Origin of the sequence: Nonomuraea rubra, assembly GCF_014207985.1 — a bacterium.
Classification (GTDB): domain Bacteria; phylum Actinomycetota; class Actinomycetes; order Streptosporangiales; family Streptosporangiaceae; genus Nonomuraea; species Nonomuraea rubra.
In genome coordinates, this window is record NZ_JACHMI010000001.1 from 9,623,965 (window position 1) to 9,640,347 (window position 16,383).

General features: G+C 72.0%; 15 protein-coding genes. 10 read left to right on the plus strand and 5 right to left on the minus strand.

Annotated elements, in window-relative coordinates:
• Positions 1-13: 13 nt before the first annotated feature.
• The 8 genes from HD593_RS43810 to HD593_RS43845 all read left to right on the plus strand — a co-directional run bounded on the left by HD593_RS43810 (position 14) and on the right by HD593_RS43845 (position 9,335).
• Positions 14-982, plus strand: coding sequence for an aliphatic sulfonate ABC transporter substrate-binding protein (locus HD593_RS43810; RefSeq protein ID WP_185108629.1), 969 nt, complete (start codon positions 14-16; stop codon positions 980-982).
• Positions 979-2,445, plus strand: a complete 1,467-nt coding sequence (locus tag HD593_RS43815) for a sulfatase family protein (RefSeq protein WP_185108631.1) — start codon at positions 979-981, stop codon at positions 2,443-2,445. Before HD593_RS43810 ends, HD593_RS43815 begins: the two co-directional genes overlap by 4 nt.
• A complete protein-coding gene (locus tag HD593_RS43820; protein ID WP_185108633.1) occupies positions 2,445-4,706 on the plus strand; it encodes a family 43 glycosylhydrolase in 2,262 nt (753 codons plus the stop codon). Before HD593_RS43815 ends, HD593_RS43820 begins: the two co-directional genes overlap by 1 nt.
• A 114-nt stretch (positions 4,707-4,820) precedes the next feature.
• On the plus strand, positions 4,821-5,831 hold the full coding sequence (locus tag HD593_RS43825) for a hypothetical protein (protein WP_185108635.1): 1,011 nt from the start codon (positions 4,821-4,823) through the stop codon (positions 5,829-5,831).
• Positions 5,798-6,127, plus strand: a complete 330-nt coding sequence (locus HD593_RS43830) for a hypothetical protein (RefSeq protein ID WP_185108637.1) — start codon at positions 5,798-5,800, stop codon at positions 6,125-6,127. The genes HD593_RS43825 and HD593_RS43830 overlap by 34 nt, the downstream gene beginning before the upstream one ends.
• A 70-nt stretch (positions 6,128-6,197) precedes the next feature.
• On the plus strand, positions 6,198-6,449 hold the full coding sequence (locus HD593_RS43835; protein ID WP_185108639.1) for an FCD domain-containing protein: 252 nt from the start codon (positions 6,198-6,200) through the stop codon (positions 6,447-6,449).
• 67 nt (positions 6,450-6,516) lie between these two features.
• On the plus strand, positions 6,517-7,263 hold the full coding sequence (locus tag HD593_RS43840) for a cache domain-containing protein (RefSeq protein ID WP_185108641.1): 747 nt from the start codon (positions 6,517-6,519) through the stop codon (positions 7,261-7,263).
• 77 nt (positions 7,264-7,340) lie between these two features.
• Positions 7,341-9,335: a glycosyl hydrolase family 28-related protein gene (locus tag HD593_RS43845; protein ID WP_185108643.1), complete on the plus strand. Its 1,995-nt coding sequence runs from the start codon at positions 7,341-7,343 to the stop codon at positions 9,333-9,335.
• Positions 9,336-9,431: 96 nt separating this feature from the next.
• Here HD593_RS43845 and HD593_RS43850 read toward each other — a convergent pair whose 3' ends face one another.
• The 4 genes from HD593_RS43850 to HD593_RS43865 form a co-directional block, all read right to left on the minus strand.
• Positions 9,432-10,298, minus strand: a complete 867-nt coding sequence (locus tag HD593_RS43850; protein WP_185108645.1) for a fumarylacetoacetate hydrolase family protein — start codon at positions 10,296-10,298, stop codon at positions 9,432-9,434.
• 147 nt (positions 10,299-10,445) lie between these two features.
• Positions 10,446-10,865 (minus strand): hypothetical protein, encoded by a 420-nt coding sequence (locus HD593_RS43855; protein ID WP_185108647.1) that lies wholly within the window; start codon positions 10,863-10,865, stop codon positions 10,446-10,448.
• Between the two features lie 147 nt (positions 10,866-11,012).
• A complete protein-coding gene (locus HD593_RS43860) occupies positions 11,013-12,584 on the minus strand; it encodes a multicopper oxidase family protein (RefSeq protein WP_185108649.1) in 1,572 nt (523 codons plus the stop codon).
• A complete protein-coding gene (locus HD593_RS43865; RefSeq protein WP_246547035.1) occupies positions 12,581-12,988 on the minus strand; it encodes a hypothetical protein in 408 nt (135 codons plus the stop codon). Before HD593_RS43865 ends, HD593_RS43860 begins: the two co-directional genes overlap by 4 nt.
• 152 nt (positions 12,989-13,140) lie before the next feature.
• Between HD593_RS43865 and HD593_RS63920 the strand changes: the two genes are divergently transcribed.
• On the plus strand, positions 13,141-14,268 hold the full coding sequence (locus HD593_RS63920) for a sensor histidine kinase (protein WP_185108653.1): 1,128 nt from the start codon (positions 13,141-13,143) through the stop codon (positions 14,266-14,268).
• On the plus strand, positions 14,265-14,945 hold the full coding sequence (locus HD593_RS43875; RefSeq protein WP_185108655.1) for a response regulator: 681 nt from the start codon (positions 14,265-14,267) through the stop codon (positions 14,943-14,945). Before HD593_RS63920 ends, HD593_RS43875 begins: the two co-directional genes overlap by 4 nt.
• Before the next feature lie 185 nt (positions 14,946-15,130).
• Here the strand turns inward: HD593_RS43875 and HD593_RS43880 are convergent, their stop codons facing one another.
• The gene (locus HD593_RS43880) at positions 15,131-16,321 is read right to left on the minus strand and encodes a L,D-transpeptidase (RefSeq protein ID WP_185108657.1); all 1,191 of its coding nucleotides are present in this window, start codon (positions 16,319-16,321) and stop codon (positions 15,131-15,133) included.
• Between the last annotated feature and the right edge of the window lie 62 nt (positions 16,322-16,383).

Below are 16,383 nucleotides of genomic sequence, written 5' to 3' on the forward strand. Positions count from 1 at the left end.
GGACTGATCCGCCATGCGTTCTCTTCGCCGCGCCCTGACGGCCGCCACGGCGGTGAGCCTGCTCGCACTCTCCGTGACCGCCTGCTCCGACGACGGCTCCACGGTCCGGTTCGGCTACATCAGCGACTACAACGGCGCGAGCCTGCTCGCCATCGCCGAGAAGCAGGGCCTGTGGGAGAAGCAGGGTCTCACCCCCGAGATCAAGGTCTTCACCAACGGCCCGCTCCAGATCCAGGCGCTCGGCGCCGGCGACCTCGACTTCGGCTACATCGGCCCCGGCGCCATGTGGCTGCCCGCCACCGGCAAGGCCAAGGTCGTCGCGATCAACACGCTCGCGTACGCCGACCGCGTCATCGGACGGCCGGGCGTGAGGTCGATCGCGGACCTCAAGGGCAAGAAGGTCGGCGTGCCCGAGGGCACCTCCGGCGACATGGTGCTCAACCTGGCCCTGCAGAAGGCCGGCATGACGGTCAAGGACATCCAGAAGGTGCCCATGGACCCGGCCACGGTCGTCTCGGCCTTCGTCTCCGGCCAGATCGACGGGGCCGGCATCTGGTACCCGCTGATCGACAACATCAAGCAGAAGGTGCCGGACCTGGTCGAGCTGGCCAGCACCAAGGAGTGGCCGGACAGCTCGTTCCCGACCGCCTTCGTGGGCGGCACGCAGGTGAACGAGGAGCTCACCAACAAGGTGATCAAGGTGCTGCAGGAGGCCAACGACTGGCGGGCCGCGCACTACGAGGAGTCGATCACGGAGGCGGCGGCGCTGCTCAAGCTGGATGCGGCCAAGGTCAAGGCAGACGCGGCCAACGTCAAGGTGATGACCACCGAGGACCTGGTCAACAAGACCAAGGACGGCACCGTGGCCAAGTGGCTGAACAGCCTGGGCGACTTCTTCGTCGGCACGGGCCAGCTCAAGTCCAAGACCGACCCGGCCACGTACTACACCGGCGACCTCTACACGAAGGCCTTCACCAAGTGAACCTGCTGTTCCTGATGACCGACCAGCACCGCGTCGACACCCTGGGCTGCTACGGCAACCCGCACGTGGCCACGCCCAACCTGGACAGGCTGGCAGCCACCGGCACGCGGTTCGACCGGTTCTACACGCCTACGGCCATCTGCACGCCCGCGCGGGCCAGTCTGCTCACCGGGCAGGCCCCGTTCAGGCACCGGCTGCTGGCGAACTACGAGCGCAACGTCGGCTACCTGGAGGACCTGCGAGAGGACGCGTTCACCTTCCCCGAGGCGCTGAAGGAGCGCGGCTACAACCTCGGGCTGATCGGCAAGTGGCACGGCGGGACCAGCCGCAACGCCGCCTCGTACGGCTTCGACGGGCCCGACCTGCCCGGCTGGCACAACCCGGTGGACCACCCGGACTACCTGGCGTACCTGGAGGAGCGGGGGCTGCCGCCGTACCAGATCTCCGATCTGATCAGGGGCACCACGCCGAACGGCAACCAGGGCAACCTGCTCGCGGCGCGGCTGCACCAGCCGGTGGAGGCCACGTTCGAGCACTACCTGGCGACCAGGGCGATCGAGCACCTGGAGCGGTACGCCGCCGAGGGGAAGCCGTTCTTCCTGGCGACGCACTTCTTCGGGCCGCACCTGCCGTACCTGCTGCCTGACGAGTACTTCGACATGTACGACCCGAGCCTGGTCGAGCTGCCGCCGTCGATCGCCGAGACGTTCGAGGGCAAGCCGCCGGTGCAGCGCAACTACAGCGAGCACTGGACGTTCGACACGATCCCGATCGAGGTCACGCGCAAGCTGATCGCGGTCTACTGGGGTTACGTCACGCTGATCGACCAGCAGATCGGCCGCATCCTCGACCGCATGGACGAGCTGGGCCTGTCGGACCGGACGTCGGTGTTCTTCACCTCCGACCACGGCGAGTTCACCGGCGCCCACCGGCTGCACGACAAGGGCCCGGCGATGTACGAGGACATCTACCGCATCTGCGGGCTCGTCCGGATCCCCGGCGCGCCGCCGCAGGTCAGGAACGAGTTCGTGACGCTCACCGACTGCACGGCGACGATCCTGGAGCTGGCGGGCTGCGACCCGAAGCCGGCGGTGGACAGCCGCAGCCTGGTGCCGCTGGTGCGCGGCGAGCACCCCGAATGGCCGGGCGAGCTGCTCGCGGAGTTCCACGGCCACCACTTCCCCTACCCGCAGCGCATGATCCGCGACGACCGCTACAAGCTGGTCGTCAACCCGGAGTCGGTCAACGAGCTGTACGACCTGCACGCCGACCCGCATGAGCTGAGCAACCGGTACACCCATCCGGAGCTGGCGCCCGTCCGCCGCCGCCTGATGCGCAGGCTGTACGACCTGCTGCGCGATCGCGGCGACAACTTCTACCACTGGATGACCCCGATGTACGACATCGGCGCCCTCGACTACGACCCCACCCTGAGCTCTTTCGAGAAAGAGACCACTGGTTGATGCGCAAACTCCTCGGCCTCGCCGCTCTGGCGGCGGGGCTGATCACCCCCCTTCCCGCCGCCGCGCAGGCGGCCCCCACCTACTCCAACCCCGTCTCGGCCGGGGTCGTCGACACCTTCCCCGACCCGACGATGATCCACGCCAAGGACGGCCTCTGGTACGCCTACGGCACCCAGAACCCCGTCTTCAACAGCAAGGGCGAGGACGGCGAGCGCATCCTGCCGATCATGCGCTCGGCGGACATGGTGACCTGGGAGTACGCCGGCGAGGTGTTCACCCCGGAGACCAAGCCCGCCTGGCACAGGGACTCCCGCCTGTGGGCTCCGGACATCAGGTACATCGGCGGCCGTTACTACCTGTACTACTCGCTGGCCAGCGGCGACCTCGGCCTGGCCACCGCCCCGACGCCGACGGGCCCGTGGACCGACCGCGGTGACGTGCTGCCGGCCGCCACCCAGGCGAGCTGCCCGACCGGGCACATCGACCAGGCGCAGTTCACCGACGTCGACGGCACCCACTACATGTACTGGGGCAGCTACGACGTCATCTGCGTGGCCCGGATGAACGCCGACGCCACGCTCGTCGAGGGCACCGCCACCCAGATCGCCAGGGGCCGCCGGATGGAGGGCGGCTACGTCGTCCGCCGCGACGGCCACTACTACCTGTTCTACTCCGACGCCGGCTGCTGCGACGGCGCCTTCAGCGGCTACCAGGTCAAGGCCGGCCGCTCCACCAGCCCGCTCGGCCCGTTCACGGACGACGAGGGCGTGGACCTGATGGCGCTGACCAGCAAGGGCGCCATCGTCGCCGGTTCCAACGGCAACACGTGGGCCGGGCCCGGCCACAGCGGCTTCCAGACCGACCTGGCGGGCCAGGACTGGCTCGTCTACCACGCGATCTCGACCGCCGACCCGGACTTCCCGCCGGTGGGCGGCGGGCGGCTGACGGCGCTGAGCAAGCGGCCGATGCTGATCGACCGGCTGGACTGGATCGACGGCTGGCCGGTGGTCCGCGCCGGGGCCGGGCCGTCCGAGGGCGAGCAGCCGGCGCCGGTGACGTCGTACGAGGTGGGCGGCACGTTCGGCGAGGGCTCCCTGGCCGGCTGGCGCGTCACGAGCGGCTCCTGGGCGGCGAGGACGGAGCCGGACGCCCACGGCTACGCGTCGGGCGACGGCCACCTCGTCACGGCCGGCAAGACCGCCACGGCGAGCGTGCGGGCCCAGGCCGACCTGCGGGTCGCGGCCGGCGCGGCGGGGCTCACGCTCGCCTACGTCAACCGCAACAACCACGTGGCCGCCTGGCTGGACAAGGACCGCGGAGCGCTGGTCACCGACGTGGTGATCGGCGGCAGGAGCCGCGGCGGGTCGGTGACCCCGCTGCCCGCCGGGTTCGACTTCGGCACCTGGCACACCGTGGTGGCCGAGCTGCGCGGCACCGCGCTGAGCGTACAGGTCTCCGCCGACAAGCTCGGCGACCCCGTGGCGGAGCAGCGCCTCACGCTGCCGCGCGCCGCCGCCAGGCCCGGTTCCGCCGGGGTCGTGGCGCGGGGGCGGGCGGACGCCGACAACGCGGGCGCCGCCGAGCTCCACACGCCGGTCACCCAGCGGGTCCCCGAGCCGCGGCCGGGCGAGCTGCTGCCGGAGTTCAGCGACGAGTTCGACGGCACGGCCGTGGGCCCGGCGTGGCAGTGGGTGCGCGGCCCCGCCGCCGGGGCGGCCGTCTCGGGCGGGAAGCTGTCGTGGCCGACCCAGAACGCCGAGCTGCACCTGGCCAACAACACGGCGTCGGTGCTGTGGCGGGAGGCGCCCGAGGGCGACTACACGGTCGAGACGAAGCTCAGGTTCGCGCCGGCGGTCGCCGCCCAGCAGGCCGGGCTGCTGCTGTACGAGAACGACGACCGCTACTTCAAGATGGCCCACTCCGCGCTGCCGCTGCAGCGGGGCAACGGGGCCGTGCTGCAGATGAGCGAGTTCGGCAAGGAGGGCGAGCGGCCGACGACCAAGCCGCCGATCGCGGTGGCCAACGGGCCGATGTTCGGCGGGCCCGCGGCGGAGACGATGTGGTTGCGGCTGTCGTACCACTACGACGCGGCCAACCACGAGAACGAGGTGCGCGCGGCGACCAGCCGGGACGGTGAGCGCTGGGTGCACAACGGGGTCTGGACGCTGCCCGCGAAGAACAAGCTCAAGATCGGCCTCGTCTCGATGAACCGGACGGGGACGGTCGCCGAGTTCGACTACGTACGGACTTATCGCGACTGATGCACGCCCCCGGTGGCTTCTCCGCCATCGGGGGCGATTCCCGTTCTGCGAAACGTGTCCCCTCCGGTACGCCGAGTGTGCTTGACTCCCGCCTGGCGACCTCTGGGAGGGTTCATGGGGGAGTTGGTGGGGATCGACCCCCGCGGTGCGCATGACCTGATCCGCCGGATGGAGGCGGTGAAGGCGTTCCTGGGCAGGACGCGGCCCGGGCTCGACGCGGCGATCGCCGAAGCGGGCCAGGACTGGGCCGGCCGCCAGGGCAGCACGGCCCTGCATCGCGCGTGGGCGTTCCTCCACGAGGCCCAGCATGACCTCAAGTGGCGCATCGACACCGTGGAACAGCTCGTGCCGGTGCGCGAGCGCGGCCTGCTCACGGCCACCTTCCCGTTCTCCGCCGAGTCCGAGGCCCGGCACGAGGCCGAGCAGGCGGCCGCCGCCATCCGTGGGGCCCTCGACGCCCCTTCCTCGTCCGGCCCGGCCGCCACCCAGGTGGCTCAGGCCGTCGCCGCCACGGCCGGCAAGGCCGGCGACCCCGCGTACGCGGCGGCCCTGCTGGCGGCGCTCGGACCGGACGCCTTCGTCCACGCCCTGCACGCCCTGACCACCACGAACGACCACCCCACCCTTCCGCCGGACACGCCCCAGGACGCGAGCGAAGCACCCACCGGCACGCCACAAGGCGCCGCCGACACGCACAGCGCCACCCCCGAGGCGACGCAAAGCCCAGGCGCCGCGTTGCTGGCGAGGGCCTTTGCCAGTGCGGAGCGGACGGGGCGGCTCGGGGACGAGTGGCAGGCGGTGGCGGAGAGCGCTTCACCGCAGGCACTCAGCGCGCTGGTGTCGCTCGCCGGGCAGTCCGGCGCCGTACTCCACCGGGTCGCGCTCGCCCTGCTCGACCGCCCCGAGCCCGGCACGGAACTGCACGGCCTCATCACCGCCTACGCCGCCAACCCGCTGGCGTTCCAGCAGTTCCTGGCCGAGCACCCGCGCGAGACCGGAACGCTGCTGGCCACCGGCGACCCCGCCCTGCCGGCCGCGCTGGACGAGGCGCTCAAGCCGGGTGCCGGCGCCGACGGGCTGCGGGAGCGGGCGTGGGCGAACGTCCGGAGCCTCGGCGGCGGCTGACGATGCCGACCAAGGACCAGCTGCTCCGCGAGGCCGCCGACAAGGAGGCGCTCGCCGTCACGTTCCTGCGCTACGCCAGGGCGCTGCCGGAGGCGCTGGAGGACCTCCCGTCCCGCCCGGGCGACTACGAGCCCTTCTGGCGGGGCCCGGCCGCGCAGCGGTTCATCACCCAGGTACTCAGGCTGCGCAGGGAGCTGGACGACCTGGAGGACGACTGCCTGGCCACCGCCGAGAGCCTGCGCCGCCGCGCCAGGCGGCTGCGCGAGCAGGCCGCGCAGGTCGCCGGCCCCGCCTGAGAGGGGTCAGTGCGCGCCGACGTCGGACGACAGCCGCTGGGCGAGGTAGATCGGCACCACGGAGGCCACGATGAGCGCGGCGGCGTCGCAGTCGGCACGACTCACTCAGGAGGAGATCCGGTTACAGGCCGACATCGGGCCGTTGCTCTGGCTTCCGTACGACGAGCCCGGCGGGCACGATGAGGCCACGGCCCAGCATCGCGCCATCGCCGAGGCCATCCGCCGCGGAGACCCCGGCCAGGCCCGCGACCTGGCCGAACAGCATGTGCTCGACGCGATCGAACGGCTGATCGAGCTGCGGTTGCGGCTGGCGGACGCCTGACCGCGCCACGGCCCGGCAGGCGCGGCGGCCGTGGCGGGCGCGACCACAGGCACGGAGGTAGCGCGCGATGCCCCAGCCCTCGACCCCCACCACCACGGCCGCCCGCGTCGAGCGGGCCGTCTCCCGCGTCGGCGAGACGGCGCAGGGCGTGTTCACCGCCCTGGACGAGGTCCGCGACCGCACGGCCGAGCTCGCCAGGACGCGGCACCCCCTGGCCAAGGGTGACCTGGCGGCGCTGCGGCCGGCGCTCTTCCGCCACCTCGGCGGGCTCGTCGCGGGCATCGGGTTCATCGCCGCGCCGGGGCTGCTGGCGGACGCGCCGTGGTACCTGGAGTGGTGGCAGGACGACTCCTCGGGCCGGCCGGTGCAGCTCCTGCGCAACCTCGACCCGGCCAGCAGCGCGTTCTACGACTACACGCACTGGGAGTGGTACGCGGGGCCGAGCGCGGGGGCCACGCGGACGATCTGCGGCCCGTACGTGGACTACCTGTGCACCGACGAGTACAGCCTCACGCTGTCGGTGCCGGTGACGGCCGGGGGCGCGTTCGTCGGGGTGGCGGCGGCCGACGTGTTCGTGCGGCGGTTCGAAGAGGCGGTCGTGCCGGTGCTGCGCGAGGTGCCGGTGCCCGCGTTCGTGATCAGCGAGGCGGGGCGGATCGTGGCGTCGAACACCGCGAAGTGGATCGGCGGGTCGGCGTTCCGCGGCGAGGCGGGCTTCGACGTGCACCCGTGCGACGGGCTGCCGCTGTCGCTCGTCGCCGCAAACGCCGCAAGCGACTTGCGTGTTCCACGCAAGAATTTGAGGCAGCACTGAAAGTAGTTCACAGGGCCTTGTGGAGCGGTGTGCGGGCGGCCTAAATTCACCTCACCCCCCGAGAGAATCGAGCACGCATGCCCCGCTCCACCCTCACCGCGGCGCTCCTCGCCGCCGCCGTGGCCTGCGGCCTCCTGGCCCCGCCGGCCTCCGCGACATCGGCCGGGTCCGCCGCGCCCGTGGTGACCCGGGCGGCCCTGGATCCGGCGCTGGTCGCGGGCCGGGGCGCCACCGTGGCGTTCGCCGAGCAGGAGGCGGAGAACGCCGTCACCTCCGGCACGGTCATCGGCCCCGACCGCACCGCGTACACGCTGCCCGCCGAAGCGTCGGGACGCAAGGCGGTGCGGCTGGCGCCGGGGCAGCACGTCGAGTTCACGCTGCCGGCCAGGGCGAACGCGATCACCGTGCGCTACAGCATCCCGGACGCGCCCGGCGGGGGCGGCATCACCGCGCCGCTCGACGTCACCGTCAACGGCGGGCGCCGCACCACGATGACGCTGACGTCGCAGTACGCCTGGCTGTACAACCAGTACCCGTTCTCCAACGACCCCGGCGCCGGCCTGCTGCACCCCGACTGGTGGATCACCGAGTGCGCGTGCGTGCCCAGCGCGACCACGCCCCCGCCGGTGATCGCCAAGCCGTTCCGCCCGAACCACTTCTACGACGAGCAGCGCCTGCTCCTCGGCCGCACGTACCGGGCGGGCGACCGGGTGCGGCTGACCGTCCCGGCGGGCAGCAAGGCGGAGTGGACGGTCATCGACCTGCTCGACTCCGAGCTCGTCGGCCCGCCCAAGATCGAGCCGCGGGCGGCCAACGTGCTGGCGTTCGGCGCGGACCCGACCGGGCGGCGCGACTCGGCGCGGGCGATCGACCAGGCCATCGCGTACGCCAAGCGCAAAGGGCTGAAGGTGTACCTCCCGCCGGGGACGTACCAGGTGAACCGGCACATCATCGTGGACGACGTGACGATCACCGGCGCGGGCAACTGGTACACGATCGTCAAGGGCCGCGAGGTCGCCCTGCCGGCCCCGGCGCCGGACGGCTCCGTGCACACGGGCGTCGGCTTCTACGGCCGGCCCGCCTCGGAGGGAGGCAGCCGCGACGTGCACCTGTCGGACTTCGCGATCGAGGGCGACGTACGCGAGCGCATCGACACCGACCAGGTCAACGGCATCGGCGGCGCGATGAGCGACTCCACCATCGACGGCCTGCACATCCGGCACACCAAGGTCGGCATGTGGTTCGACGGCCCGATGGCGAACCTGCGGATCACGAACAACATCATCGTCGACCAGATCGCCGACGCCATCAACTTCCACACCGGCGTCTCCGGCTCGCGCGTGTCGAACAACTTCATCCGCAACACCGGTGACGACGCCCTGGCCATGTGGTCGGAGAAGAGCGCCAACACGGGCAACACGATCGACCACAACACCGTGCAGACGCCCGTACTGGCCAACGGCATCGCCGTCTACGGCGGCACCGACAACACGATCTCCGGCAACCTCGTCGCCGACCCGATCAGGGAGGGCAGCGCGCTCCAGGTCGGCTCCCGCTTCGGCGCAGAACCCTTCGCGGGGCGGCTGGACATCACCGGCAACACCACCGTACGGTCCGGCACGTACGAGCTGAACTGGAACATCGGGCTGGGCGCCCTCTGGTTCTACGCGCTGGAGCGGGACATCTCCGCCGACATCCGGGTGACGGGCAACGACTTCCTCGACAACACCTACAACGCGATCATGCTGGTCAGCGAGTGGTCGGTGAAGGACCTGTACGCGATCGACGGGGTGCACTTCAAGGACATCCGGGTGGACGGCACCGGCGCCTCGGTGGTCAGCGCCCGGGTGAAGGGCTCGGCCACCTTCGAGAACGTCGACGCCCGCAACGTGGGCGCGGTCGGCGTCAACAACTGCGGGTCGTTCGGCTTCCCCGCCACCGGCTCCGAGTTCTCGCTCGCGGATCGCGGCGGCAACGACGGCGGCTGGCTGGCCCCCTGGCTCCTGCCCAACACCATCACCTGCGACGACCGCCCGCCTGTCGTCCCGCCCCCGGCCCCCTCCCCCTGGTGACCCGCGCCGCCCCGCCCCGCGTCGAGCGGGGCGGGGGCATCGGAGCGCCGGTCAGCCGAGCGGGGCGGGGCATCGGGGCGGGCATCGGGGCGCCGGTCAGCCGAGGTCCGGCACGCCCCTGACCACCGTGGTCGACAACGTGCCGATCTCGCCGATGCCGATCGTGACCGTGTCGCCGTCGTGCAGCGTGAACGGCAGGTCCGGCACCAGGCACGTGCCGGTGGCCAGCACGGCCCCGTCGGGGAAGACGTCGGCGCGGTAGAGGTAGCCGGCCAGGTCGTCCAGCCGCCGGTTGAGCTGGGAGGTGCTGGCCTTGCCGTCCCACACCGTCTCGCCCGCCCTGGCGATGCTGAGCGAGATGTCCAGCGCGTACGGGTCGGCGACCTCCCACGCGGGCCTGATCGCCGGCCCGACCGCGCAACCGCCCAGGTAGATCTTGGCCTGCGGCAGGTAGAGCGGGTTGACGCCCTCGATGGTGCGCGAGCTGACGTCGTCCACGACCGTGTAGCCGACGATCTCGCCGGACGCGTTCAGCACCAGGCCGAGCTCCGGCTCGGGCACGTCGATCTCGGAGTCCGTGCGTACGGCGATGCGCCCGCCGTGCCCGGCGACCTTCCACGCCACCGACTTGAAGAACAGCTCGGGCCGCTCGGCCTCGTACACCAGCTCGTACACGTCGGCGGCCCGCTCGCTCTCCAGCACGCGCGCCTCCCGCGAGCGCCGGTACGTCACGCCGGCCGCCCACACCTCCATGCGCCCGTCCACCGGGGGCAGCAGCGGCACGGAGCCCGACGGGTGCCGCGTCCCGTCCGCGGACGTGCAGCGCTCCCGCAGCTCATCGGAGGACAGGCGGAGCAGCTCGCCGACGCTGGTGATCCCGGCCAGCTCCACCACCTGCTCACCGTCGTCGACCCCGACCGCGTCGGTGCCGGTCAGAGGGCTGGTGAACCGTACGATCTGCATTCCTGCTCCTAGCTCCATCAGACGAGGGGGCACGGGTCATCCGATGAATGTCCCCTTATGGGATCAACTTAGTAGTTCGCCGCGGCGAGCGGGAGGGGAGAGGTGTCATGGTGTTCGCTCCGGCTCCGGCCGATCGAGCCGGCCGGCTCAGCGGCAGTTGCCCCAGTCCTTCCAGCGCGACTTGCCTTCGGCGGCGTTGCGGCCGGCGTCCTTGATTCTCCCCATGTAGCTGACGCACCGGCCCTTGCCGTAGGTCTTCACCGGTCCCAGGTAGTGCTTGACGCTCCGGCCCTCGTTCTCGCCGCCCGTGCGGGGGTTGGTCCCGTGCGTCTGCGTCGTGATCGTGGCCATGGTGAAGGTGGGGGTGCCGATGTTCGTGGTCTTGATCGTGACGACGCAGTTGTAGCCGGTCTTGCGGTTGTACAGGAGGTAGACGTGGCCGAGGGTACGTTTCGAGGGGGTCCTCACGGCCTGCTTGCTGTTGGCGACCCGGGCGAAGCCCGAACCGCACACCCGCTCCGGGGTGACGGCGGCGGCGGAGGCGGCCGCGTACGCGGGATTCGCCATGACCCCTCCGATCGACAGTGCCGTTCCCAGGAGGATCGTCATCGACTTGCGCATTCCGCCGAGCCCTTCGCCACCGTCTCCCGCCGTCCGGGGGACTATCGGTTGATCATCTTGCCGGATGATTCCACCTCGGATGGCCGGAAGACCTCAGACGACCTCGAAATCGGCCATCATCGCCATGTCCTCGTGTTCGAGGTTGTGGCAGTGGAGCATGTAGCGGCCCCGGTAGCCGTCGAAGCGGGCCAGCACGTCCACGACCTCGTACGGGCGCACGTCCACGGTGTCCTTCCAGCCGGTGTCCGTGGCGGCCGGTTGCCTGCCGTTCCTGGCCAGCACCTGGAAGTGGGCCAGGTGCACGTGCACGGGGTGGTGGAAGTCGCTGGTCAGCCGCCAGATCTCGGCGGTGCCGAGCCGCGGGCGGGCCAGCGGCTCGCCGGGCCGGTAGCGGTGGCCGTTGATGGTCCAGGAGTCGTCCGTCCTGCGGAAGTCGAACGTGCGGGTGGTGACGGCGCGGGGCCGCCGGGGCGGGCGGGACAGCGTGGCGGGCACGGCGGTGTCGTCGGGCGCCCTGCGGGTGACGACGAAGCGCATGACGTTCCCCGCCGGGCCGGCGGCCAGGGTGTTGAGCAGGGTGATCTCGGTGCCGGGCGGGTAGGCGGAGAAGTCCACGACGACGTCGTACCGTTCGCCGGGGGCCATCGTGATCGTGTCGTGCGTGACGGGCGCGGCCAGCAGGCCCGAGTCGCTGCCGATCTGCGTGAACCGGCCGCCCGGGGAGAGCCGGAGCCGGTACCTGCGGGCGTTGGAGGCGTTCACCAGGCGCAGCCGGTGCCGCGTGGCCGTCACCTCGGCCACCGGCCAGGGCGCGCCGTTGACCAGGATCACGTCACCCTCGACGCCCTCCATGAAGTCGGCGTCGAGCCGGTGCGTGCCGTCGGCCAGCCCGTACGAGCCGTCGCTGTGCCCGCCACCGTGCCCCCCGCCGTGCCCCCCGCCGTGCCCACCGCCGTGCCCGCCCGCGTGGTGGGCGGTGTGCGGGTAACGGAAGGAGCCGTCCTCCTCGAACGCGCGGTCGCAGATCATCAGCGGCAGCTCCCGCTCGCCCCTGGGCAGCGGCAGCGCGTCCTCCTCCTCGTCCCTGACCAGCACCATCCCGGCGAGCCCGCGCCACACCTGCGGCGCGGTGAAGTCCATCCGGTGGTCGTGGTACCAGAGCGTCGCGGCCCGCTGCTCCACCGGGTACCGGTAGTCCTTGACGACCTGGTGGCGCACCTCGCCCGGATGGGCGTGCGCGGAGGAGTGGCCGGCGGGCACGACGAGGTCGGTCGGGTAGCCGTCCGACTCGGGCGGGGTGACGCCGCCGTGCAGGTGGGTGGAGGTGGGCACGGGCAGCTCGTTGCGCACGCGGATCACGGCGGGGGTGCCGCGCCGCAGCTCGAACGTGGGCCCGGGAAAGGTGCCGCCGTACCCCCACACCTCGGTACGCAGCCCGGGCAGGATCTCGACGGCCGCCACCCGCTGCGTCACCTCGTACCGGCCTGGACTCACGGGCCGGGCCACCTCGGGGATCGGCAGCGGCACGGTGAACGGCTCGGGCAGCCGCGCCCCGCTCGCCAGCGACTCGCCCGCGCTCTCGAGCCCGCCACCGCACCCGGCCACGGCCAGCCCGGCGCCGCCCAGCAGCCCGAGGAACGCCCGCCTGGAAACCCTCGCGCTCATGCCGCCCCCTCGCGGCGGAAGGCCAGCCACGTCCAGGCCGTGAAGACGGCCGACAGGCCGAAGATCGCCATCCCGAGCGGGAAGTGCCCCGCGATGGCCCGGTACTGCCCCAGCACCACCTGCACCGTCTCCAGCGCCACCAGCCCCAGGCTGGCCAGCGCGGGCCACGACGCTCCCCTGCCGGGCCGCCACAGCAGGACGGCCGCCAGGAGCTGCAGGTAGAGCACGCTGTGGGTGACGCCGCCGTTGTTGCGGTGCCAGGTCAGCAGGTCGACGTCGCCGGTGACGAACAGCCCGGCCAGGGCGGCCTGCGCGAGCACGCCCGCCAGGTGCGCCGTCGCCGTCACGCGCAACGACCAGACGATCCAGCCGCGCGGCACCGGTGTGGAGTTCGAGGAGGTCATGCCGGACATGCTGCTTCCGCGGGCCACCCGGCCACATCCCGCGCCGGACGGCACCCCGCCGTACTCCCGGGGTCGTACGCGGCCCGCTCGCAGCCGGAAACGTACGCCCCGGGGATGACGCCCTCCCGAAGGACGATCGCTAACTTATGGCCATGAACAGCCGCAGAACGGACGCGCTCGTCGCGCTGGGCAGCCTGGTGGCGATCGTGCCGGCCACGTACGCGAACCTGTCGTGGACGGGCCCCTACGAGCGGCCGCTCGACCCCGCCGGGCTGACCCTGATCACGATCGCGGCCCTGTCGCTGGCCTTCCGGCGCACCGCCCCGCTGGCCGCCGGGATCGCCGCGGCGGCCTGCGCCGTCGTGTACTACGCCGCCCACTACCCGGGCGTGTTCGCCGCCGCGCCGGCGCTGGCCGCGATCTACACCCTGGCCGTGCTGGGCCGGCGCGCGGACGCGATCTGGCTGGCGATCGGGCTGGCCGTGCCGGTGTACGGGCTGATGGCGCTGTCGTCCGACGACCCGGCGGCGGGCAACTGGATGATGCTGCTGAGCGGCTGGCTGGTGGCCATGGTGGTGGTCGGCGAGGTGACCAGGAGCCGGCGCGCGTACGTGCAGGCGGTGGAGCAGCGGGCCCGGGAGGCCGAGCGCACCCGGGAGGAGGCCGCGCTGCGGCGGGCCGGCGAGGAGCGGCTGTGGATCGCCCAGGAGCTGCACGACTCGCTCACCCACAGCATCTCCGTGGTCAACGTGCAGGCGGCGCTGGCCATGGAGCTGCTGGACAGGAAGCCCGAGCGGGTCAGGGAGGCGCTGGCCGCGATCAAGGAGTCGGGGCACGAGGCGATGAACGAGCTGCGCGCCACGCTGGGCGTGCTGCGGCAGGGCGAGCCCGAGGGGGCCGAGGCGGGGCTGTCCGGGCTGCCGCGCCTGGTGTCGAGGGCGGAGGGGGCGGGGCTGCGGGTGGCGCACACCGTCTCGGGCGACCCGTACGCGCTGCCGCCGGACGTGGACAGGGCCGCGTACCGGATCGCCCAGGAGGCGCTCACCAACGTGCTGCGGCACGCGGGCACGGCGGCGGTCACGGTGGCCGTCGAATACGATCGCTCGAAGGTCGTGCTGCGGGTGGAGAACGACGGCGAGCCGGGCACGCCCGGGCCGGGGATGGGGTTGATCGGGATGCGCGAGCGCGCGGTCGCCGTCGGCGGCTCCCTCACGGCGGGTCCCGGCGAGCACGGCGGCTTCGCCGTGCGCGCCGAGCTGCCTGCCGGAGCGGCGGCATGACGCCACGGCAGCCCGTCAGGGTGCTGCTGGCCGACGACCAGCCGCTGATCCGCGCCGGGTTCAAGGCGCTGCTGGAGCTCACCGACGACATCACCGTGGTGGGCGAGGCCGGCGACGGCGCGCAGGCCGTGGAGCTGGCCGGGCGGCTGCTGCCGGACGTGGCGCTGCTCGACGTGCGCATGCCGCTGCTCGACGGCATCCAGGCCACCCGCCGGATCGGCGCCACCCCCGAGCTGAACGGCGTGCGCGTGGTCATCCTCACCAACTACGCCCTCGACGAGTACGTCTTCGCCGCGCTCAGGGCCGGCGCCAGCGGCTTCCTGCTCAAGGACATCGAGCCGGGCGACCTGCTGCAGTCGGTCAGGGTGGCGGCGCGCGGCGACGCGCTGCTGTCGCCCTCGGTGACGCGCCGCCTGATCGAGGAGTACGTCAGCACCCCGCCCCGCCCGGCCGCAGTCCCCGGGCTGGACCGGCTGACGGGCCGCGAGTGCGAGATCGTCACCCTGGTCGCCAGGGGCCTGTCGAACGACGAGATCGCCGAGCACCTGGTGATCAGCCCCGCGACGGCCAAGACCCACGTGAGCAGGTCGATGACCAAGCTGGGCGTGCGCGACCGAGCCCAGCTCGTGGTCTTCGCGTACGAGTCCGGCCTCGTGGTGCCCGGCACCGGCCTCTAGATGGCCAGCAGGAACTCGTAGGCGTTCAGCACCCACACCAGCAGCCACAGGGCGATGGCCGGGAGCCGGTGCCGCCCCCGCCAGGTTCCTTCAGCAGGCACCCGTCATCACGTCACCTTCTGCTCATCGAACGCGGCGGTGCTCCTGTTTCCCCCATGGTAAGTCGCGGCGCCGCGCGGGCAGCGTCATCCGTTCACGGGCTTGCCGAGCGCGCTCCCGGCCAACCAGTCCTCCCACGACTTGGCCCACGGCGTCGGCCCGTTGCCGAACTGGAGCTTCCTCGACGTCCCCGTGACCTCGATGATGTCCCCGCGCTGGGTGAACTCGTAGAACCACTTCGCGTTCTCCGGGCTGGCGTTCACGCAGCCGTGGCTGACGTTGGAGCTGCCCTGCGCGCCGGTCGACCAGGGGGCGGCGTGGAAGAAGGTGCCGCTGTAGGTCATGCGCACGTTCCACTTGGTGCGGATGCGGTACTCGCCGGGCTCGCCGATCGTGGCGGAGTCCATGACGATGTCGGGGGCCTTCTCCTGGGCGATCATGATGCCCGAGTAGCTGTCGTCGCCGGGCTTGCCCAGGCTGACCGGGATGGTCCTGACGACCTCGCCGTTCTCGCGGACGACCGCCTTGTGGGTCTCGGCGCTGACCTTGGTGATGTGCTCGGGGCCGACGGTGAAGGACAGGCTGCGGTCCTTGGTGCCCCACAGCCCCGATCCCGCGCGCAGCCCCGCCAGATGTGCCACGACGGTGACCCGCTGCCCCACCGGCCAGTACTCGCGCGGCCTGAACTGGACCTCGCGGTCGCTCACCCAGCTCCACGCGCCCTCGACCGGCTGCGACATGCGCACCACCAGCGACCGCTCGATCGCGGCCCTGGCCTGCCGGGAGGTGATCGGCTGGGAGAGCAGGAGCTGGACGGGCATGCCGACGCCGACCTTCTCGCCGTCCAGGGGCGACATGCCGCTCTCCAGCACCCGTTTCGGCTTGAGCGTGGTGAACGTGGCGGTGCCGGTCACCTGCTTGCCGTCCGTGCCCTTGGCCTCGGCGCTGACCGTGTACGCGGTCGAGGGCCGCAACGGCCACCGGGGCCGCCACTGCCCGTCGGCGCCCACGGCCACCTTCACGGCGCGGCCCCTGGCGTCGGCGACGGCCACCTTCGTGATCTGACCGTCGGTGACCTGGACGGTGATGCCGGTGTCGGGGGCGACCTTCTTCGTGCCGTCGGCGGGCGTGATCGACAGCTTGGCCACGGGGCCCTGCGTCTGCGACGGCTCACCCGGCGCCGCGCCGCCGCCACCCGAGGAGGTGCATCCGGCGGTCACGGCCAGCGCCGCCGCGCAGATGGTGAGGAGTGTCTTGTTGGTCCGGCCGTTCCGCATCACTGATGCCTCCCGCGCCTGACATATAGGCAATCATTCACAGTAGTCCGGTTATCGGGGAT